Below are 19,878 nucleotides of genomic sequence, written 5' to 3' on the forward strand. Positions count from 1 at the left end.
GGTGCGGGTCGCGTGAAGGAAGCGCTGGAGGACGAGCAGGGTTTACGTGGCCGCCGTGATCGCGGAGATGCGATGAGGCTCGCCGATGGCGGTGCTCACCGATCGCCTCCTGGCGCTCGCGCGGCCTCGACCTCCGCCGCGGACGGGCCGGCATACCCCTTGGCGGCGGCGCCCTTCCCCTCGATGATGGGCCGCCCATCGCGGTCGAGCTTGACGAGCTCCGCCTTGGTCCCCGCGGCCGTCGGCCAGAGGTACCAGCGCGCGTCCATCCAGCCCACGTGGGCGGCGGGGCCCTCGACCGGCGCGCCCGTCGCTTTCAGCTGGGCCGGCCGCGTCGCGCGGTACTGGTCGATGGAGGTGTACGCAGGGCGGTTGAGGGCGAACTGCAGCCCCGCGATGCTGGCGAGCATCACCAGGCCGCCAGCGAAGATCGCAGCGTTCGGCACGCGTCGCTTGGGCGCGACCGGCTCGACGCGCGGCAAGATGAGGTGCAGCGCGAGCAGGCCGACGAGGTACAGCGTCCCCGCGAGCAGGAACGGCAGGACGTACGAGCCGGTGGCCGTGAGCGCCCAGCCGACGAAGATCTGGAAGAGCGCTCCGCCGACGACGCCGAACGCGGTCATGACGCCGACCACCGTGGCCATGGCGGGGCGCGGGAGGGCATCCGAGACGAGCGTGTAGAGATTGCTGCTCCAGCCCTGGTGCGCCGCCGCGGCGAGCGACAGGATCGCGACCGCGACAAAGATCGTGGGGATACCCGCGACGCTCGGGACATCGACGAGCAGCCCGACGGACATGACGGGCACCGCGGAGAGCGCACACGCCAGCATCGCGAGCTTCCGCGCCGTACCGACCGAGCGGCCGCTCGCGATGAGCCTCGAGGACAGCCAGCCGCCGCCGATCGCGCCGCCGTCGGCCACGAGGAACACGACCGGGATCGCGTAGGCCATGAAGGTCGGCTTGAGGTTGAACTCGGTGACAAGGAACTTCGGCAGCCAGGTGAGGTAGAACCACCACGGCGCGTCGGTGAAGAACTTCGCCGCGGCGACCGCGTAGACGGGCCGCATCCCGAACACCTCGCCGACGCCGAGGGACTCGGTCGCCTCTTTCGGGTCGGAGCGGATGTGCGCGAGCTCCTCGGGCGATACCTTCGGGTGCTCCTCGGGCCGCCGGTAGAGGCGCGTCCAGAAGAAGATCCACACGACGCCGACGCCGCCCAGAAGGAGGAAGCAGGTCCGCCACCCGTACGACTCCGCGATGCGCACCGCGAGGAGCGGGGCCAGGATGGCGCCCACGTTCGACCCGCAGTTGAACAGCCCGGTCGCGAGCGCCCTCTCCTTCTTGGGGAACCACTCGGCGACGGTGCGGACGGCGGCCGGGAAGTTGCCGGCCTCGCCGACCCCGAGCAGGAAGCGGATCCCGGCGAAGCCGGCGAAGCTGCCGACGATGGCGTGGCCGGCCGAGGCGATGTTCCAGATCAGGAACGTCACGCTGAGCCCCTTGCGCGGCCCGACGCGGTCGATCCAGCGACCGACGAACACCATGCCGAAGCCGTAGGCGAGCAGGAAGCTCACGTTGATGAGCGCGAGGTCCGTCGGCCCGAGGCGCAGCTCGCTCTCGAAGAACGGGATCAGCAGGGAGAACAGCTGCCGATCGAGGTAGTTGATCGTCGTCGCGAAGAAGAGGAGCGCGCAGATGGTCCAGCGCGTGCGGGTCATGACGCCGGCGGTCGCCGGAGCCAGGGGAGACGCTGCGGTCATTGGTTCACCCCGGAGGCGAGGAATCCGCCGTCGACTGCGATGCTCGTGCCAGTGATGAAGCTCACCGCGTCAGAGCAGAGGAAGAGCGCCGCGCCGACCAGCTCCTGCGTGTCGCCGAAGCGGCCGAGGGGCGTGCGGGCGAGCAGCTCTTGCCCGCGCGGCGTACCGTTGAGGAGGGCGCGGTTGAGATCGGTCACGAACACGCCCGGCACGAGCGCGTTCGTCCGGATACCGTGCTTCGCCCACTCGGCGCCGAGGCTCCGGGTGAGCGCCAGCACGGCCGCCTTCGACGCGCCGTAGGCCGCGACCTCGTGGAACGCGACGAAGCTCGACAGCGAGGCGATGTTGACGATGCGGCCCCGGCCGCTGTCTCTCAAGGGGCCGTGGAAGGCCTGGCAAGCGCGCAGCATGCCGGTGACGTTCGTGTCGAGCAGGCTGCCCCACTCGGCCTCTCCGACGTCGGCGGTGGGCTTCCGGAAGGTCCGACCGGCGCAGTTGACGAGGATGTCGACGCGGCCGAACGCCTCGATCACGCGGTCGCGCAGGGCGTCGAGCGTCGCCCGATCGCCGACGTCACACGTCGCCTCGATCGAGCGGACGCCCCGCTCGCGGATCTCGGCGGCGACCGCCTGCACGCGATCCGCGCGCGTGCCCGAGGCGACGGTGTGGGCGCCCGCCTCGGCGAGGCCCAGGGCGATCGCGCGCCCGATACCGGAGGTGCCACCGACCACGACGGCCGTGCGGCCCGAGATGTCGAAGAGCTTCGTCATGCTCCCAGCCAGTCCTTCGCGATGCCCCCGAGGAGCGCCCGCGCGTCGCGCTCTATCTGCGCGTCGGTCGGCGCGACCGGCATCGCCGCGTACCGCCGCGTCAGCACGTTCGCGATCGCCCTCCGCGAGTGGCGCCATTTGTAGATCAGCTGATCGAGGACGCGCGCGTCGGAGTGCTGCGGCACGAAGGTCGGCCCGAGCATCTCCAGGCGCATGCTCGTCGTCTCCTCGATGAGGCTCGGGTTGTTCATGAACCACCAGCAGCCGAACGGCAGGACGTTGGCGAACTTGCGCGCCACGACGCAGAGGCTGTGCGTGTTCTCGCGGGCGAGCGTCGTGACGAGGAAGCGCACGTCGGGGTTCTCGCTGGCGAGCCGCTCGAGCGGGGTCAGGTCGACCGTGCTCACCCCGTCGCCGGCCACGCCGAGGCGGGGGTTCACCGCACGCCGGACGCCGATCATCATGGCGAACGGCAGCCCGTGATCGCGGCACGCGTCCAGCACGGCCCGGGGCGGGGCCGAGACCTCGTTGACCGAGATCGCCAGGTAGCGCGGCCGCATGCGGGCGATCCACCGATCGAGCTCCGACGCGAGATCGTTCGTGTGGATGAGCCGATCGAGGCGCAGCGCCGTGTAAAACCGCGGATCGGGCGTGGCGCCCGACTCCCAGACCGCGCGCTCCACCGGGTCGGTCGGATCGTTCGTCATCGCGAGCGCGCTGACCCCCGAGAGCCGCAGCACGTCTTCCAGGTGATCCTCGACCCGGCGCGCGGCGAAGAAGGCGCGGGCCTCGCGCAGATCCGGCGCGGCGGGGTCGAGCCCGAACGCATGGAGCACCGTCACGACGCCTGCGGTGGCCTCGGACAGCGGCGATCGGCGCACGAACAGCGACGCCCACACGAGATCGGCCTGCGCCTCCTTGTCGAGCGCGAAGAACGCCTCTGGCGTGACCTTCGGCTCGGCGCGCAGCGCCTCGGCGACGAGGTAATGGTAGGTCAGGAGCTCGTCGACGCCCCACAGGTTCAGCGCAGGGAACTGCGGCGCGAAGAGGTGGGTGTGGAGATCGATGATGGGAGCGGCGTTGACGGCCGCGGACACGCGCTCGGCGAGGGTCATCTCGGCACCTCGGGGATTCGTTCGTCCTTTGGATCGGCCCAGCGGTCGTTCGGCACGGTGGCGCACCAGGCCGGGCGCAGCGGGTCCTTGTCGTAGGGATAGGAGCCGAGCCGGCGGTACTCCTCCGCGTAGTGGGCGAGCTTCTCGCGATCGAGGCGGACACCCAGCCCGGGGCCGGAGGGGACGCGGATTCGGCCGTTCCGGTAGGGGAGCGGGCCTCCCTGGATGACGTCGTCTCGAAGGTGGTGATAGTGAGCGTCGGCGGCGAACGAGAGGTTCGGGATGACGGCGCCGAGGTGCAGCATCGTCGCGAGCTGCACGCCGAGCTCACCCGAGGAGTGGACCGCGACGCCGAGGCCGAACGTCTCGCAGATCCCCGCCGCCTTCACGCACGGCCGGATGCCGCCCCAGAACGTCGTGTCGAGCAGGATGACGTCCACCGCCGTGTCGAGGACGTTGGCGGCGAGCTGCTCGAAGCCCACGACGACGGTGTTCGTCGCGAGCGGCATCCGCACCTTCTCGCGGGTGCGCCGCATCGCGTGGAGGCCGAAGACGGGGTCCTCCAGGTAGTCGTTGTTCAGGTCCTCGATCGCCTGGCCGAAGCGGATACCTTGCTCCGTCGACCAGACCGCGTTCGGATCGAAGCGGACGCGATCCTCGCCGACGGCGTCGGCGACCGCGCGGTAGCACTCGAGCTCGTAGTCCGGGTGGAACACCCCGCCCTTGAGCTTGTGAGAGGTGAACCCGAACTTCTTCTTCAGCTCCTTCGCCTGCTCGACGAGCTGCTTTGGCGTGCGCACCTCGCCAGACCCGTCGGCGTTCGGGTAGCGGAAGAAGAGGTAGGACGCGAACGGCACCTCGTCCTGCAGCTTGCCGCCGAGGAGATCGTGGACCGGCACGCCGAAGGCCTGTCCGAGCAGGTCGAGGCACGCGAACTCCAGCGCGGCGAGGACCTGGGTGCGGTTGTTGTAAAGAGAGGCCGTCGGGTTCGCGATCTTGAACCGCATCTCCTCGAGACGGGCAGGGTCGTGGCCGACGAGGTAGCCTTTCATCGCGCGGAACACGGCCTCGGCCGACTCGCCGCCGCCGCCCATCTCACCGAGGCCGATCAGCCCGTTGTCCGCCTCGATCTCGACGATCGTGCGCACGAAGCGACCCCAGTGACAGCCGTTGGCGTGGCGCAAAGGCGCCTCCAGCGGCACGGTGACGGTGGTGGCGCGGATATCGACGATTCTCATGCGGGACGGGACTCCACGGGCCCCCCAGAGGACCAACGTGCCTCGACAAAAGGCATCCCTGCGGGCAGTGACACCTGCCTCGGCGGGCCGTCGCTCGATCGTCTGCAGAGCGCAGGAAACAGATCGGCGAGGTGGCCAGCTCTATAGGTTGTGGCCTCCTTTGGAAAGAGGCTTGCCATAGGGCCCCGATGAATTCCCGGACCGCGGCGGAGTGATCACGCCGCGAGGTCGAATCTGGACGGAGGCCGCCCGCTCGCCGACGACCCGGCGCCCGTGCCTCGGCAGCGGCCGGTGGAGGGCGCCGGGCGCGTCGTCGAGCTGCGCACGGGTCTTCGCACCGATCACGGGAACATCTGCTCCGTGCGCGACCTCGTGGGGCGCGTGGCGAAGGCGGTCCGACCTCGCCCCTGGGCCGCTCGACGCGAGCGCGCGTGGAGCGCCGCCGGGGCGCCCGTCGGCCGCACAACAAGCGCAGAAATAAACACGGATTTCGCGCACATCTACGTTCCATCCCCCGTGTCACGGTGTAGCGGCAGTTAGCAAGGCCAGGCACAACTGGACACTCCGTGGCGTGTGGCGTGCGCGCGTGCGCGCGTGCACGCGCGCACGCCACACGCCAACTGCGTGCAGCACCACGTCTCCGGGTCTCCACGCGTGTTCCTGTGCGTTTCTGTCCTTGCACGGCCACCCACGATGGCTGATAAGGGGTGACTGGTCGGCGTCGGGGGGGAGATGGGCCTGGCTGCATGGCGTTCACACTCCCCTGCATCGACGTCTCGGACTGGAAGACCTTCGGGCTGCTCCAGCTCGTGATCGACACCATCCCGGATCCCATCTTCGTCAAGGATCGGCGACATCGCTGGATCGCCTGCAACCCGGGCTTCTGCAGGTTGATCGGGCAGCGCTACGACGACCTGATCGGCCGCAGCGATCCGGATTACTGGCCGAAGGAGCAGGCCGACATCTTCTGGAGCTACGACGACATCGTCTTCAACTCGGGTGAGCCGAGCGAGAACGAGGAGAGCGCCACGGGGTCGGACGGGGTGACGCGCACGATTTGGACCCGCAAGTTCCCCATGAAGAGCGCGCAGGGGGAGGTGGTCGGCCTTTGCGGGCTCATCACGGACATCACCGACCTGAAGCAGCGGCACATGGAGGCCGAGCGGATCGCGGCCGAGAACCGGGAGCAGCGCGCCATCATCCAGATGCAGGCGGAGCTGCTCGATCGCGTGGCCATGCCGGTCATCCAGGTCTGGGAGGGGATCCTGCTCATCCCGCTGGTCGGCGAGCTCAACGATCGGCGCGCCGCCCAGGCGCTGGAGAGCCTGCTCGCGGCCATCGGGCAGCGGCGCGCCGAGTTCGTGATCCTCGACATCACCGGCGTGCCGGTGATCGACTCCTCCGTGGCGCGCCACCTGGTGCGCGCCGTGCAAGCGGCGGAGCTGCTGGGCTGCCGGAGCGTGATGGTGGGCATCGGCCCGGACATCGCCAGGACGCTGGTAGGGCTGGGCATCGACTTCGGCCGGATCACCACGCAGGGCACGCTCCAGAGCGGGCTCGCCTACGCGATGAGCCGGCTCAGCGCGGCGCGCGCGGCCGGCCGCTGAGCCGGCGCGCGACCCGCCGGCGCGCGCACGGCAGGCGCCGCGGCGCGCGCACGGCGCGGACGCTGCGGCGTCGGCTCATCGCGCCGGGTCGCCGAGCGCCTGGATGCGACGGACCGAGTCTGCGAGCGTGATGCCGTCGGTCTCGGCCGCCTCCCAGTGGGTGACCACATAGGTGGGCTCGAGCAGCTCGTTCACCGCGTCGATCGCCGCGAGGTGGGCCGGGCTCATGACGAAATCGTACATGGCGTCGGGCGAGGCCCACACAGCCAGCGTGCGCCCGGAGCCGCAGGAGGGCGACTGGCCCAGCTGGATGGCCACGAGGCCGGGCTGCGACGCGAGCTGCGCCTGGATCGCCCCGAAGATCTGCAGGTATCGCTCCATCACGGCCTCGTCGCCCCGCCGCGGGACCCCGTACGTCGCGCTGACGGCGTACGACGACCCCTCCGGAGGCGGCCGGAGCTTCCCGGTGTCCGGATCGACGCCAGGCCCGCTCAGCGGGGCCGCCTCCAGATCGGCTTCGAGCACGCCTCCCGCGCACTCGGCGGGGGGAGCGTCGGGCGTCTTCGTCCCCGAGTCGGAGTTGCACGCGGACAGCGTCACGCCGAGCGCCGCCAAGACGGAAGCGGCGAGCGCGCGCGAGGAGAGCTCGATCGTCGCGCTCGACATCTTGTGGAATCTACGTGTCATCATGGTCCTGGTCCTCTCTGCTCTGTGCGTTGCCGGGGGCTCAGTCAGCGCGCGAGACGATCCCGAAGACGAGGTCCGGGAACGTCCGCGCGAGGCGGCGTGAGTGGAAATTCGTCTTGCGACCCATGCTCCGCACCTGCACCGGGGTGCCGGGCGGCGGCGCGTCGCCGACCGTGACAGCCCATGTGAGGGTCTCGCCCGCGCGCACGGCGACATAGGTGTACGACCCGGCCGAGAGTCGCTCCTCGATGACGCCGGCGAGGGGCGCGCGGTCGGCGGCGGCGCGGGAGAGCTGGCCGAGAGGGTTCGCGGCGGCCGCGTCGAGCGGCCCGGCGGCCGCAGAGGGCCAGTCGAGTCGCCACGCGAGGACGACGAAGAGCGCGGCGAAGACCGCGAGGCCGAGCAGCGGCTTCGCGAGCCGGCGCCAGGCGGATCGCGGCGCGCGGGCCCAGGGGACGAGCGGCATCTGTGGCTCCTTGCGAGCACGCCGCAGGCCTCCCTCCGTGGGGGCGCCGCTGCGTGACCGGATGGACCTCGGTTCCCGGACCCTCGCAGAACGTTCAATCGACGGCGCTCTTCCGTTCGCGATGGATGGCCCGGAGGAGCCACGGCGTCGAGGCGCCCTCCCCCGAGGCGCCGCCGCGCCTCGATCTTGCGGGTGCGCCCGCCGCCGCCTAGCCTTCGCAGCCCCGGATGACATCGACGTTCGTACGGCTTGCCTCGGAGTCCGACCTGCCTCGCCTACCCGAGATCGAGCGCTCGGCGAGCGACGCCTTCAGGAGCACAGACCTCGACCTCGAGGCCCTGACGAACGTGACGCCGGCGGAGGGCTGGCGCGCCGCGCTCCGGGCCGGGACGCTCTGGGTGATCGACGACGGCACCGGCGAGCCCATCGCGTTCCTGGGCGCCGAGGCGGCCGGCGACGAGCTCCACATCCGCGAGCTCGACGTCGCCCTCGACCGCCAGGGGCAAGGGCTGGGTCGACGCCTGCTCGGCCACGTCATCGCGTGGGCGCGGGCCGCAAGGCTGAAGGCGCTGACCCTGACCACCTTCCGGACCGTCCCCTGGAACGGGCCGTTCTACGCATCCATGGGCTTCCGCGAGCTGTCGCCCGCCGAGGCCTCCCAGCGGCTCACGGCCATCCTCGAGAACGAGGCGCGCCAAGGCCTCGACCCGGCGCGGCGCTGCGCCATGCGGCTCGATCTCGAGCGCGGCGACGGCGCTCCGTAAAGTCTCCTGTCGACGTCGGTCTCCGCCGCGATTGACCCGTTGAGCGGAGTGAGCGCCTCCGCGAACGGCCTTTTTGGGGTGGAGCGAGCCGCCATGAGAGGGCTCGCCGCGTGAGCACCGCGTGAGATTGGAACGTGCCGATTCGAAGCTCGATGACGTGATCGGCGTTCACGCCAACGAGCCCTTGCACCGGTCGAGCCCGCCATCGCCCACCGAGGCGCCACGGCACATTCACGCCGTTCGTCCGCCTTGCCTCGCGCTCCGGTGAGGGTGCATCCTGCACGCGCATGCTGCCCTTCAGGCTGCTGGACGGCCGCTTCGAGCTAGCGGAGATCGCTGGATCCGGAGGGATGGGCACTGTTTACCGAGCCATCGATCGCTCGAACGGGGCGGTCGTCGCCGTCAAGCTGCTCCGCAAGGTGGACGCGCGCGCGCAAGCGCGCTTCGTCCGCGAGGCGCAGACGCTGGCCCGGCTGGAGCACCCACACGTCGTGCGTTATGCCACCCACGGCGTGACGCCGACGGGGGAACCGTACCTCGCGATGGAGTGGCTCTCCGGTGAGAGCCTCTCAGATCGGCTGTCGCGGCAGGAGCTGCGCATCGACGAGTGTGTCGCCCTCGCGAGGACCGTGGCGGACGCGCTCGGCGTGGCGCACGCCTGCGGGATCGTGCACCGCGACATCAAGCCCAGCAACATCTTCCTTGTCGGCGGCGCGCTCGATCGGGTCAAGCTGCTCGACTTCGGCGTCGCGCAGGTGTCGGACGCGACGTCGCGGCTGACGCAGACATCCGCCGTGGTGGGCACGCTGGGCTACATGGCGCCGGAGCAGGCGCGGGGAGAGCTCGATGCGCTCGACGCGCGCGCCGACATCTTCTCGCTCGGCTGCGTGCTGTTCGAGTGCCTGACCGGGCAGCGAGCGTTTCGCGGGCAACACCCGATGGCGCTCGTCTGGAAGCTGCTCCTGGAGGAGCCTCCGAGGGCGAGCGAGCTGCGGCCCGAGGTGCCCCAGGCGCTCGACGAGCTGCTCGCGCGGATGCTGGCCAAGGATCCCGCGGCGCGGCCCGAGGACGGCGCGGCCGTGGCGCATTATCTGGATGCGCTCAGCGCGCACGAGGGGAGCAAGGCGCCCTCGGTCCCCGCTCCCGGCGGGGTCATCACCACGGGGGAGAAGCGCCTGGTCTCGATCGTGGCGGTCCGGCCGGCGCAAGCCTCGTATTTCGAGTCGACCGAGTCGCTGGAGCTGCACACGTCAGCGCCGAACACGCTCGCCGTGGTGCGCCGCGCGGCCTCGCCGCTGAGCGCGCAGGTGGAGGAGCTCGGCGATGGGATGGTGGTGACCATCGCGACGAGCGCGGGCAGCGCGACCGATCAGGCGGCGCTCGTGGCGCGCTGCGCGCTGCAGATCCGCGCGCAGCTGCCCAGCGCGGCGGTCGTGCTGGTGACGGGGTGGGGAGAGCCGGCGGGGCGATCGCCGCTCAGCGAGGTGCTGGACCGGGCGGCCGCCCTGCTCGACGAGGCCGCCGCGCTCGGCGGCGCGGACAGCCCGCGCGAGGGCGTCCACATCGACGCGGTGACGCGGGCCCTGCTCGACGTGCGCTTCGAGGTGGTGGAGCGGGGCGGGCGCTGCTGGCTCAAGGCGGAGCGCGAGATCGGCGAGGGGGCGCGCAAGCTCCTGGGCAAGCCGAGCCCTCACGTCGGGCGCGAGCGGGAGCTGCGCCACCTGATCGATCTCGTCGACGAGAGCTTCGCCGAGCGGCGCGCCGCGGTGGCGCTGGTGACCGCGGCGGCGGGCATGGGCAAATCGCGCCTGCGCCACGAGGCCATGGAGGTGCTGCGCCAGCGTCACCCCGAGGTGAGCCTGAGCGTCGTCCGCGGCGACTCGATCGGCACGGGCGCCACGTTCGCGATGCTCGCCGGATCGCTGCGGGGCGCGCTCGGGATCGCCGCGGGCGAGGCCGTCGACGCGCGGCGGCGGAGGCTCACCCAGGCGCTCGCGCCGCTCTTCTCGCGCGAGGACGGGCTACGGGTGGCCGGGTTCCTTGGCGAGCTCCTCGGCGTCGCCCCCCTCCCCGACGACGCTCTGCCGGCGCTGCGGGCCGCGCGGCACAGCCCGGCGCTGATGGCCGAGGGGATCCAGCGAGCGTACCTCGACTACGCGCGGGCCGTGACGGGCGTGCGCCCCATGCTCGTCGTGCTCGAGGATCTCCACTGGGGAGACGCGCCCTCGATGGGGATCTTCGACAGGGCGCTGCGGGAGCTCGGCGATCGGCCGTACGCGCTGCTCGCCTTCGCCCGGCCCGAGGTTCACGCGGTCTTCCCGCGGCTCTGGGCAGAGCGGGGCCTCTCGGAGCTCCGGCTGCGCGAGCTGCCCGCCCGCGCGGCCGAGCAGCTCGTGCGGAGCGCGCTCGGCGCCTCGCTCGCGCCCGAGGAGGTCTCCGCGCTCGTGCAGCGGGCCGGGGGCAACGCCTTCTATCTCGAGGAGCTCATCCGGGCCTTGGCGGAAGGTCGCGGCGGCGCGTTGCCGGAGACGGTGCTGGGCATGGTGGAAGCGCGCCTCGCGGCGCTCGGGCTCGAGGCGCGGCGGCAGCTGCGGGCGGCGAGCGTCTTCGGGGAGGTCGCCTGGATGGGCGGCGTGCGCGCGCTGCTGGGCGCCCCGTCGCCGGGGACGAGCGAGCGCGACGCGTGGGCCGAGCTGGCCCAGCGCGAGATCATCGAGCGCCGGCCGAGCTCTCAGTTCGCGGGCGAGGAGGAGATCGCCTTCTGCCATGCGCTCTTGCGGGAGGGGGCCTATGCGATGCTCACCGATCGCGACCGGGCGCTCGGCCACCGGCTCGCCGGCGAGTGGCTGCTCGAGGCCGGCGAGCAGGATCCGATGGTGCTGGCCGAGCACTTCGCGCGGGGCGAGGACCGAGCGCGCGCCGCGGAGCAGTACCTGCGCGCTGCCGAGCAGGCCCTGCGCGGCGCCGACATGCCCGCGGTGCTCGCGCGCGCGCAGAAGGGGCTCGACTGCGGGGCCGCTGGGGAGACGCTGGCCGCTCTCCACGTCCGCCGGATGGACGGACTCATCTGGAGCGACGCCCACGACGAGGCCTACGAGGCCGCGCTCCGGGCGCTCGAGGCCTCGGCGCCCGGTTGCCCCAGCCATCGGCGCGCCCTGACCGGCGCGCTGAGCTGCATCGCGCACTCCGACAACCGACGGGCGCTCGATGCGCTGCTCCCATGGCTCGAACCAGCGGATCTCCCCGTCGACGCCCACGGGGCAGAGCTCGCTTGCCGGCTCATCATCACGCTGCTGTGGGAAGGGAAGCCAGAGCTGGCACAGCGCTACCTCCGCCGGCTCGAGAGCGATATCGAGAGAGCGCCGCACGCCGATCCCTACGTCGAGACCTGCGCCCAGTTCGCCCGCGGCATTTGGCTGTGCCAGGTGGCGCGAGACCCGTGGGGAGCGCTCAACGCTCACCTCGCCGCGGTACGGAACCTCGATGCCGCCGGCCATCGCTTCCATGCGCTCATCGCGTCGGTGCGCGCGGCCATGGCCTGCGTGTGGCTCGGCGCCTTCGACGCCGCCGAGGTGCACGTCGAGCGCGTGCTCGCCACCGAAGGCGCGCCCGCCTTCGCCCTGCGCGGCGCGATGACGTTCCGGATCGCCTCGCTCCTCGAGCGGCGAAGGCTGACGGAGGCGCTCGAACAGACCGACGCAGCGCTGCGGCAGGAAGCCTCGCTGCACATGGCCACGAGCCGGCGCGCGACGACGCGCCTGCTCCGCGTCGAGGCCCACTGCCTCCGGGGCGAGCTCGCCGACGCGGAGGAGGAGCTCCGCGCGGTGGGGGATCCAGCCACGCTGGTGCCGCTGGTCCGGACGACGCACCTGGCCTTGATGGCCGAGATCCGGCTCCGGCAGGGGTATCCGGAGGAAGCCGCCGCGCTCGCCCGCGAGGCGCTCGCATGGGACCGGCGCGCCGGCGCGGTCTTCGTGCCTCGTCAGAAGGGGCTCGCCGCGCTCTATGCAGAGTCGCTCCACGCGAGCGGCGACGTCGAGGCGGCCCGCACGGTCATCCGCGAGGCGCGCGACGAGCTGCTCACCGGCGCCGGCAAGATCGGCGATCCCTTGTTCAGAAAGAGCTTTCTCGAGAACGTGTCCGCCAACGCCCACACGCTCGCGCTCGCCCGCGCGTGGCTCGTGGAAGGCCCCTCCCCGGCTCGGCACCTGCCCTTGTAGGGCTCACGCGCAGGCGAAGGACGGCTCCTCCATTCATCCATTCATCCGTGCGCCACGTCCCCACGCGCGCGGGCGATCGTGTGGATGAGCTCGCGCGCGTCGAACGGCTTGTGCAGGCACGCGTACCCGCCCTTGCTCAGGATCGCGCTGACCATCTCCGGGACCGCGTGGCCGGTCATGGCGATCACCGTGACGCGCTTCTTGAGCCCCCGCATCTGCGCGCACGTGGTGACGCCGTCCTGATCGGGCATGACGAGATCGAGCACGCAGACATCGATGCCCCGCTCGAGGACGTGCTGGACCGCGGCCCGCCCGTCGTGCACGGCGTGGGCCGACAGCCCCGCGGCCCGGAGCACCGCGACGATCGAGTCGGCGACCTTCGGGATGTCGTCCACCACGAGGACGGCCGGCGAGTCGACCGCGCGAGCGACGATGCGCGCGAGGTGATCCATCGAGAACGGCTTGTGGATCACCGTGTACACGCCCTCGGCGATCGCCTCCTCGATGAGCTTCTCGAGCGCGAACCCCGTCATCAGCACGACGGTAAGCTCCGGCTGGATCCTCTTGAGCTCCCGGAACGTCTCGACGCCGTTGAGCCCGGGCATGCGGATGTCGCTGATGACCAGCGTGAACTCCTGCTGTCGGACGAGCTCGAGCGCATGGGCGCCGTCCCTCGCCTCCACCACCTCGTAGCCCTCGAGCTCGAGGCTGGCGGCGAGCGTGATGCGCATGCCCTCCTCGTCGTCGATCACGAGCACCCGCTTGCTTCGTTGCGTGTCCTCCTGCACCTGCATGGCTCGATCCCCCGTCATGCTCCCTGTGTTCCGGTCGGCGGAAGGGAAGGCTCCGCGGCCTCCGGTCCATCGTGCACCGGCAGCCGGACCACGAAGGTCGTGCCGCTGCCGAGCGCGCTCGTCGCCTCGATCTTTCCGCCGTGCCGCTCGACGATCCCGGCGCTGATCGCCAGGCCGAGGCCCGTCCCCTTCAGCTTGGTGCTGAACAGCGGCTCGAAGATCCGCGCTAGCGTCTCCTCGGAGATGCCCGTCCCGTCGTCGGCGACCGAGAGCGCCAGCCCGTCGCCCGTCCGCTCTGCGGAGATCCGCACGCGCCCCTCGCGCTCGGCCGGGATCGCCTCGGCCGCGTTCTGGATCAGGTTCACGAGCACCTGGCGGAACTGATCCTTGTCGAGCTCCACGATAGGGAGCGTGTCCGGCACGTCGTTGTCGACGCGCACGCGCGGCGGGATCTCGATGACCGAGAGGGCGTCGTCCACGAGGGGCCTCAGCGCGCACGCGGCGAAGCGCGGCCGCCGCTCGCGCGCGAAGTCGAGCAGATTGCCGATGATCTTGGTGCACGCCGCGAGCTCTTTCTCGATGATCGAGAGGAACTGCGCGACGCGGGGCTCCGCGCCGACCTCGGTCCCCACGAGGCGCTTCTTGAGGTAATGGTTCGCGTTCCGGACGGCGCCGAGCGGGTTCCTCAGGTCGTGCCCGACGCTCGCCGCGAGCTGCCCCACCGCGGCGAGCTTCTCCATGCGCGTCCTGGCCTCCTGCGCGGAGCGGAGGCTGGACGCCATGTGGTTGAACGCGGCGCTCATACGGCCGAACTCGTGATCATCGAGCACGGAGAGGCGCAGCTCGAGATCCCCCTGGGCGATCCGCCGGGAGCCGTCGATCAGCGCGTTGAAGCCGCGATCCACCGAGCGGAGGAGCCGCCCGAGCAGCACGACGAGGACGATCAGCGCGCCGCCGGTCGCCGCCGCGCCGAGCACCGCTACCCGCGTCCGGAGGAGACGCTCATCGTCGAGGATCCGCGCGACGTCGCGCTCCGCGTCGTGCACGGCCGCGTTGATGTGCGGGAGGAACCCCGCCCTGTACTCGCGGTCGGAGAGCTGCACGAGCAGCTCGTGTCGCTCGTTCGTGCGCTCGCGCTCGACATGGATCGTACTCGCCACGCCCTCGACGATGCGCTCGAAGCTCGCTCGCATGAAGCTGATGTGCTCGATCTCCTCCGTCGATTCCTCGTCGCTCTCCCTGATCTCCTCGTCGGCGATCATCGCCCTCTTCCGCGCCTCGATGGCGTCGAGATCGCGCACCGTGGCCTCGGCCGCGCTCGAGAGCTCCGCGCTTGCGTTGCCGTGGAGCACCGACTTGACCGCCTCGTTCATGTAGCGGCTGACGTCGCTCGCGAGGGCGACGTGCTGCTTCAGGTCGTCGTAGGACGCCTCGGCGCGCCGCTGAAAGACGAGCATCTCCGCGATGGCGAAGTAGAAGGCGCCGCCCGCGACGAGGACCGCCGCCAGCGCGACGCCGAAGATGCAGGCCAGTGTGGCTCGAATGCTCATGGGGCGCGGCTCCTGCTTGCGTGCTTCACGTGGTCGTCGCCGTCGCCCGCGAGCTCGATCTCGGTCGTAACGAGGAGCATGAGCCCGGCGTCGGGCGTCTCCCCCGCGAGGCCGATCTCGAGCGCGGCGCCGAGCTCCAGGCCGCTCGCCGGGTGCCAGAGCACGCCGGGCGCGAGGAGCAGCGACAGGGTGTCTTCGAGCTCGGCGGCGAGCTCCACCGTCGGAACCACGTCGCCTAGCGGCAAGATCACGCCCAGCGCGGCGCCGGGGCTGAGCTCCGTTTCGTCGCGCCGCGCGGCCGGCAGCCGGATCTCGGCCGACGCGGAGATGCCCACGTGGACGCCCCCGATCGCCTTGTCGAGGCTCACGAACGGCTCCAGCGCGTAGCCCGGGGCGCCGAGCTCGCGCGAGCCAGCCGGGAGCTCGGCCCCGAGCCCCGCGGACACGACGAGCCCGAGCCACCGATCGTTGACGACGTTGTACAGGGCCTCCACCTCGACAGCGCCGAGGCCGGCCACGACGCCGCTGTCTCCGCGCGCGAGCTCCAGGGGAAGCTCTCCCCCGAGCTGTAGACGATCGGTGATGCCGAGCTCCAGCAGCAGCGGGACGCTGAAGCCGACCCGGCGCCCGTCGTGTTCCCACGTCGGCGCGCTCGTGATCTGCAGCTCGAGCGCCTCCTGCGGAAAGGCCGCCTCGCCGAGGAAGAGCTCCTCGACCGGCGGCTTCGCCGGCTCGTCCGCTGCCTCTGCCTGCTCCTGCTCCGGGGGCGCGGCCGCCGTCGACGCGACCAGGAGCGAGATCAGCGAGGCCCCGGGCCCCGCGCGCCGCGCCGCGGAGCGGGCCGCCTGCGCGCGTCGCGCGCGCCCCGCGGGCTGGCCGTGCACGCTCACGGCGCGAGCTCCGATCCAGCGTCGCCGGGCGCCGGCGTCGAGGCGAGCGGCAGCGCGATGACGGCCGACGTGCCGTGCGCCCGCGGCTCGACCGCGAGCGTACCGCTGTAGCGCCGGGCGACCCGCCTCGCGATGTTCAGCCCCAGGCCGAAGTGACCCGGCTTCGTGGAGTAGAACGGCCGCAGGAGCGCCTCGGTGTCCACCTCGCAAGGGACAGCCCCCGAGTCCGTGACCTCGATGAAGTACCGCGCGCCGCTCGCCGTGCCATGGACCGAGACCACACCGTCCCCCGGCAACGACTCCACGGCGTTCTCGATCAGGCACCGCACCGCGACGGCGAGCTCGATCGGGTCCGCCTCGACGTCGCCGTCCTGGGCCGAGAGGACGATGCGGGCCCCGGAGGCGCCGATGCGCGCGCACGCCGCCGCGCGCTGCACGCAGCCCGCCGCGCTCACGCGCACGCTCGTGCGGGTGAAGAGCCTCGCGGCGTCGACGGACTCCTCGAGCCGCGCGCTCGCCGCGATCACCTCCTCGTCGATGATCCCGAAGAACTCCTCGATCCTCGGATCCGCCGTGTAGGCCGCGTCGCGCGCGACCTTTCGCTTGATATAAAACGACGCATTGCGGACGATCGCGAAGCGGTTGCGCAGGTCGTGACGCAGCACGGCCAAGATCTCGTCCGCGACCGCGGCCTGCTCCGCTGCGCCCAAAGGATCCCAGCTGTTCATGCCGTTCCTCGCGTTTCGGCCCTCGCGAGCGGCGCGGCTCTCCTGTCGCCGCCGCCGACGAGGAGCACTCGATACCTTCTCTGCACCATCGGGCCGGCGTCGCCGTCGCCACGACAGTCCGAGAGCTTGGGATGAGCTGTTAAGGGCACCGACACAAGCGCCGTCTCCATGTGGCCATCGCGCGCCCGAGTCTCGCGCCGCTGCGTCGCGGGCGGACGAGAGCACGCGTGGCTGTTCCGTGCCATCTGTCAAGTCTGCACGCCTGCACGTCTGTCGCGACGCCATCCCTCCCCCGCGTCGCCTGTTGATAAACATACGTGACAAAGTTTGTGTCAGTCAACGGCATAACAATACCCTCCACACCACATCACCAACCAAGGATTTCCGTCCACCTTCCGCTCTCGTCCTGCTTGCTCCTCGCGTGATTGCTCTGTTGCCCGGCAACTGGCCAGTTCGTCCCCGGACATCGCCGTGCGTCGTGAACGAAACGCCGCGCACGTCTCCTCTCCACGCGCGTGGTGCCGGCGCGGTGGTGGATGGGCGCGCCCCTCGAGCGCCGAGCCCCGACACGAGACAGACACGCCATGTTCAGACGACCGACTCACGATCACCGGCGCGTCCCGGGGCGGCGCCGCCGGCGCGGGCGTCGAGCGCCGCGCCCGCGAGCGACGTCCGCGGGCGCCGACGCCCGCGCGGCCCTCGATTTTGCTGCTGTTTCAGAATTTCGATGGACATGCTCCGGAGCGCGCTCCGGCGAGCCGCTCCGAAAAAAAAGCGCCTGTCCGTGACTGGTTGGGAGGCGCTCCCGCAACAGTGTCGCGAGCCATGCTCGCTCCCCGTCGCCCCCACCGCTGGCCTCGTCGGCGCTGCCTTCGCGCTCGCGGCGCCGCCCTGCGCCCGCGGCGGTGCGCGCTCGTCGTGCCGCCGGCTCGGCACCTCGACCGGACGTGCCCCGGCGGCTTGCGGGACCTGGAGACGAAGGGCCAGCTCCATCCGGTGTGGATGGGCCCGATGCGGATGTCGTGACTGGAGGAAAGGCATGTTCATGGACTGGAACGTTCGATCTGCCGCGCGCCTGATGGTCGCCCGGGTGTCGTGTCTCGCGCTGCTCACCGTCGCCTGCTGCGCCGATCCGGAGACGGCCCCGGGCGACGCCGGCGGGGGGACGGGCGGAACGGGCGGGAGCTCGCAGCCAGAAGGGAGCAGCTCGAGCGGAGGCGCGGGCGGCGCCGCGGTCTCGGCGGGCTCCTCCGTCTCGGCGGGCTCCTCGGGAAGTGCAGGGGCTGGTGGCGACGCGCCCGCCGGGTCCGGGGGCTCCGCGGGCTCTTCAGGTGGGCCGAGCGGCAGCGGCGGCGCGGGGACGGGCGGCGCGGGGCCGCTGCCGGACATCACGATCTGGATCGCGGGGGACTCCACGGTCGCCAACGGCCAGACCCCCTGCCCGGCGGGCTGGGGCGGCCAGTTCGCGGCGCTCTTCGACGAGCGGGTCACCGTGGTGAACAGCGCCGTCGGCGGCCGCAGCGTGCGCACGTGGCTCTACAACGTGCAGAAGACCATGGATAGCGCGGGCGAGTGCGAGCTCGAGCGCGACTCGAGCGGCGAGCCCAAGCTGCAGGCCAGGTGGGTTCAGATGCTCGACGGCATGAAGCCGGGCGATTACCTGTTCATCCAGTTCGGCATCAACGACGGATCGAGCACGTGCGATCGGCACGTGGGGCTCGACGCCTTCAAGTCGAGCTACGGGATGATGGCCCGCGCCGCAAAGGAGCGAGGCGCCCAGCCCGTGTTCGTGACCCCCGTGAGCGCGATCGCCTGCAACGGCAGCGCGGCCCGAGGGACGCGCGGCGGCTATGTGACAGCGACCCACGAGGCGGGCGCGGCGTACGGCGCGCCGGTGATCGACCTGCACGAGCTCAGCGTCGCGCTCTACGGCACCCTGGGCTTCTGCCCCGTCCCCGGGGGCGACGTGAGCGCGACGACCAGCGGCCCCGTCGGCGACTTCTTCTGTGACGATCACACGCACTTCTCGCGTTCCGGCGCGGAGCAGATCGCGAAGCTCATGGCCGGAGCCGTCCGCGATCAGAAGCTCGGCCTGGCCGCATACCTCGAGTGATCCCGCGCCGGCGGGCGCCAGACAGGCGGCGCCGGCCCCCTCCGCGACGCCGCGCCGCGAAGTCCGCCCTGGCGGCGCGGGGCGCCCTCAGAAGCCGATGTCCTCGCGGATCGCGACCACGATCTTGCAGTGGTTCACGAGATCGTCGGTCGTCTTGACCTCGGTCGTGTAGTTGAGACCATACGGCCAGAAGTGCTGGGTGTCCGCGTGCACGACGTCGCTCTCGTTGCCCGTGATGGCCCTGAGCTGGCGCGTCGCCGCTTCGCCCGTGAAGACGCCGTCCACCACGAGCGCGCCGAACTCGAAGCTGCCGACCCCCACGGTGTGACCGATCTCGTGCATGGCGGTGATGTAGTTCATCGAGCTCGTCGCGCCGAACCTGATGGATCCGTTGACGTTGCCGTCGGCCGTCGCGACCGATGGCACGTAGGACACCGACAGGTGCTTCTCGATGCTCGTGTGACAGTTGTAGTACGACAGCGCCTCATCCATCGCGCTCGTGATCTTGTCGTAGGCAGACTGCTGCTCTGCCGTCGGCGCGGGGACCGTCGCGAGCGTGTACGTGATTCCCCCCGTCCCCACGCAGCCGTTGCCCGCGCCGCCCGCGCCGCCAGTGCCCGCGCCGCCCGTGCCCGCGCCGCCTGCTCCGCCGGTGCCCGCGCCGCCCGTGCCCGCTTCGCCCGCGCCCGCGCCGCCGTTCCCCGGCGCGTCGCCTCCCGCTCCGCCGTCTCCGCCGGCCGCGCCGCCTCCCGAGGTGTGTCCGCCGGAAGCCGCCGCGCCGCCGCTCCCGCTGGTGACGCTGCTGGCGCCGGCTTCCGCGGGGCTGTCACCCGAGCCGGCGCACGCGACCGGACCCGCCGCCGCGAGCGCGAGCAAAACGAGGTTCGTCGCCAGTTGCCTCAGCATATTTCGTGCTCCTTCCACAAAGGATTGAAAAGCATTGGATCGTCGCTCACCGCCCGAGGGGCGCTCGCGGCTCCCCTCGAGCGCCAAGCGCCGACGAAGTCCGCGCCACCGCCCTCTCACCGGCCGTGCCAGAGGTCAATTCGCTGCTGTTCGCAACGCCTTGCGCGGTCGCCGAGGCAGCAGCCAAGATAGATTATTTTAGCCAGTTCGAACACACGAGCGGAGCTCGGCCGTCGCCCAGCGCAGGCGCGCTCGAGAGCGCCCGCCCGG

Annotated in this window: 15 protein-coding genes; 4 read left to right on the forward strand and 11 right to left on the reverse strand. The window is 71.4% G+C overall.

The window, feature by feature from the left end; translation table 11 throughout:
• Positions 1 to 95: 95 nt before the first annotated feature.
• The 4 genes from WME90_RS27050 to WME90_RS27065 are packed head-to-tail and all read right to left on the reverse strand — an operon-like array spanning position 96 to position 4,883.
• Positions 96 to 1,760, reverse strand: a complete 1,665-nt coding sequence (locus WME90_RS27050; protein ID WP_437274889.1) for an MFS transporter — start codon at positions 1,758 to 1,760, stop codon at positions 96 to 98.
• A complete protein-coding gene (locus WME90_RS27055) occupies positions 1,757 to 2,530 on the reverse strand; it encodes an SDR family NAD(P)-dependent oxidoreductase (RefSeq protein ID WP_437274890.1) in 774 nt (257 codons plus the stop codon). The genes WME90_RS27050 and WME90_RS27055 overlap by 4 nt, the downstream gene beginning before the upstream one ends.
• Positions 2,527 to 3,645 (reverse strand): hypothetical protein, encoded by a 1,119-nt coding sequence (locus tag WME90_RS27060; RefSeq protein ID WP_437274891.1) that lies wholly within the window; start codon positions 3,643 to 3,645, stop codon positions 2,527 to 2,529. Before WME90_RS27060 ends, WME90_RS27055 begins: the two co-directional genes overlap by 4 nt.
• The gene (locus tag WME90_RS27065) at positions 3,642 to 4,883 is read right to left on the reverse strand and encodes an enolase C-terminal domain-like protein (protein WP_437274892.1); all 1,242 of its coding nucleotides are present in this window, start codon (positions 4,881 to 4,883) and stop codon (positions 3,642 to 3,644) included. The genes WME90_RS27060 and WME90_RS27065 overlap by 4 nt, the downstream gene beginning before the upstream one ends.
• 746 nt (positions 4,884 to 5,629) lie before the next feature.
• Between WME90_RS27065 and WME90_RS27070 the strand changes: the two genes are divergently transcribed.
• A complete protein-coding gene (locus WME90_RS27070) occupies positions 5,630 to 6,490 on the forward strand; it encodes a PAS domain-containing protein (RefSeq protein WP_437274893.1) in 861 nt (286 codons plus the stop codon).
• A gap of 75 nt (positions 6,491 to 6,565) precedes the next feature.
• Here the strand turns inward: WME90_RS27070 and WME90_RS27075 are convergent, their stop codons facing one another.
• Together WME90_RS27075 and WME90_RS27080 are read right to left on the reverse strand one after the other, a co-directional pair.
• On the reverse strand, positions 6,566 to 7,180 hold the full coding sequence (locus WME90_RS27075; protein WP_437274894.1) for an antibiotic biosynthesis monooxygenase family protein: 615 nt from the start codon (positions 7,178 to 7,180) through the stop codon (positions 6,566 to 6,568).
• A 37-nt stretch (positions 7,181 to 7,217) separates the two neighbouring features.
• Positions 7,218 to 7,643: a hypothetical protein gene (locus WME90_RS27080; RefSeq protein ID WP_437274895.1), complete on the reverse strand. Its 426-nt coding sequence runs from the start codon at positions 7,641 to 7,643 to the stop codon at positions 7,218 to 7,220.
• A 227-nt stretch (positions 7,644 to 7,870) separates the two neighbouring features.
• Here WME90_RS27080 and WME90_RS27085 point away from each other — a divergent pair, with 227 nt between their 5' ends.
• Both WME90_RS27085 and WME90_RS27090 read left to right on the forward strand, forming a co-directional pair.
• Positions 7,871 to 8,407, forward strand: coding sequence for a GNAT family N-acetyltransferase (locus WME90_RS27085; protein ID WP_437274896.1), 537 nt, complete (start codon positions 7,871 to 7,873; stop codon positions 8,405 to 8,407).
• Positions 8,408 to 8,694: 287 nt separating this feature from the next.
• Entirely contained in the window at positions 8,695 to 12,627 is a 3,933-nt protein-coding gene (locus WME90_RS27090; RefSeq protein WP_437274897.1) for a protein kinase domain-containing protein, read from the forward strand.
• Positions 12,628 to 12,668: 41 nt separating this feature from the next.
• Here WME90_RS27090 and WME90_RS27095 read toward each other — a convergent pair whose 3' ends face one another.
• From WME90_RS27095 to WME90_RS27110, 4 genes are read right to left on the reverse strand one after another with little or no spacing between them, the layout of a single operon-like run.
• On the reverse strand, positions 12,669 to 13,439 hold the full coding sequence (locus WME90_RS27095) for a response regulator (RefSeq protein ID WP_437274898.1): 771 nt from the start codon (positions 13,437 to 13,439) through the stop codon (positions 12,669 to 12,671).
• On the reverse strand, positions 13,436 to 14,971 hold the full coding sequence (locus WME90_RS27100; protein ID WP_437274899.1) for a sensor histidine kinase: 1,536 nt from the start codon (positions 14,969 to 14,971) through the stop codon (positions 13,436 to 13,438). Before WME90_RS27100 ends, WME90_RS27095 begins: the two co-directional genes overlap by 4 nt.
• Positions 14,968 to 15,861, reverse strand: a complete 894-nt coding sequence (locus WME90_RS27105) for a hypothetical protein (RefSeq protein WP_437274900.1) — start codon at positions 15,859 to 15,861, stop codon at positions 14,968 to 14,970. Before WME90_RS27105 ends, WME90_RS27100 begins: the two co-directional genes overlap by 4 nt.
• Positions 15,858 to 16,589 carry a sensor histidine kinase gene (locus WME90_RS27110; RefSeq protein ID WP_437274901.1) on the reverse strand — a complete coding sequence of 244 codons (732 nt, stop codon included), beginning with the start codon at positions 16,587 to 16,589 and terminating at the stop codon, positions 15,858 to 15,860. The genes WME90_RS27105 and WME90_RS27110 overlap by 4 nt, the downstream gene beginning before the upstream one ends.
• Positions 16,590 to 17,634: 1,045 nt before the next feature.
• On the opposite strand from WME90_RS27110, the gene WME90_RS27115 reads away from it, so the two are divergent.
• Positions 17,635 to 18,702 carry a GDSL-type esterase/lipase family protein gene (locus tag WME90_RS27115; RefSeq protein WP_437274902.1) on the forward strand — a complete coding sequence of 356 codons (1,068 nt, stop codon included), beginning with the start codon at positions 17,635 to 17,637 and terminating at the stop codon, positions 18,700 to 18,702.
• An 87-nt stretch (positions 18,703 to 18,789) separates the two neighbouring features.
• On the opposite strand, the gene WME90_RS27120 is transcribed toward WME90_RS27115, so the two are convergent.
• Positions 18,790 to 19,608 carry a hypothetical protein gene (locus WME90_RS27120; protein WP_437274903.1) on the reverse strand — a complete coding sequence of 273 codons (819 nt, stop codon included), beginning with the start codon at positions 19,606 to 19,608 and terminating at the stop codon, positions 18,790 to 18,792.
• Positions 19,609 to 19,878 lie beyond the last annotated feature (270 nt).

This window comes from Sorangium sp. So ce375 (genome assembly GCF_051473855.1).
In the GTDB taxonomy this organism is placed as follows: domain Bacteria; phylum Myxococcota_A; class Polyangia; order Polyangiales; family Polyangiaceae; genus Sorangium.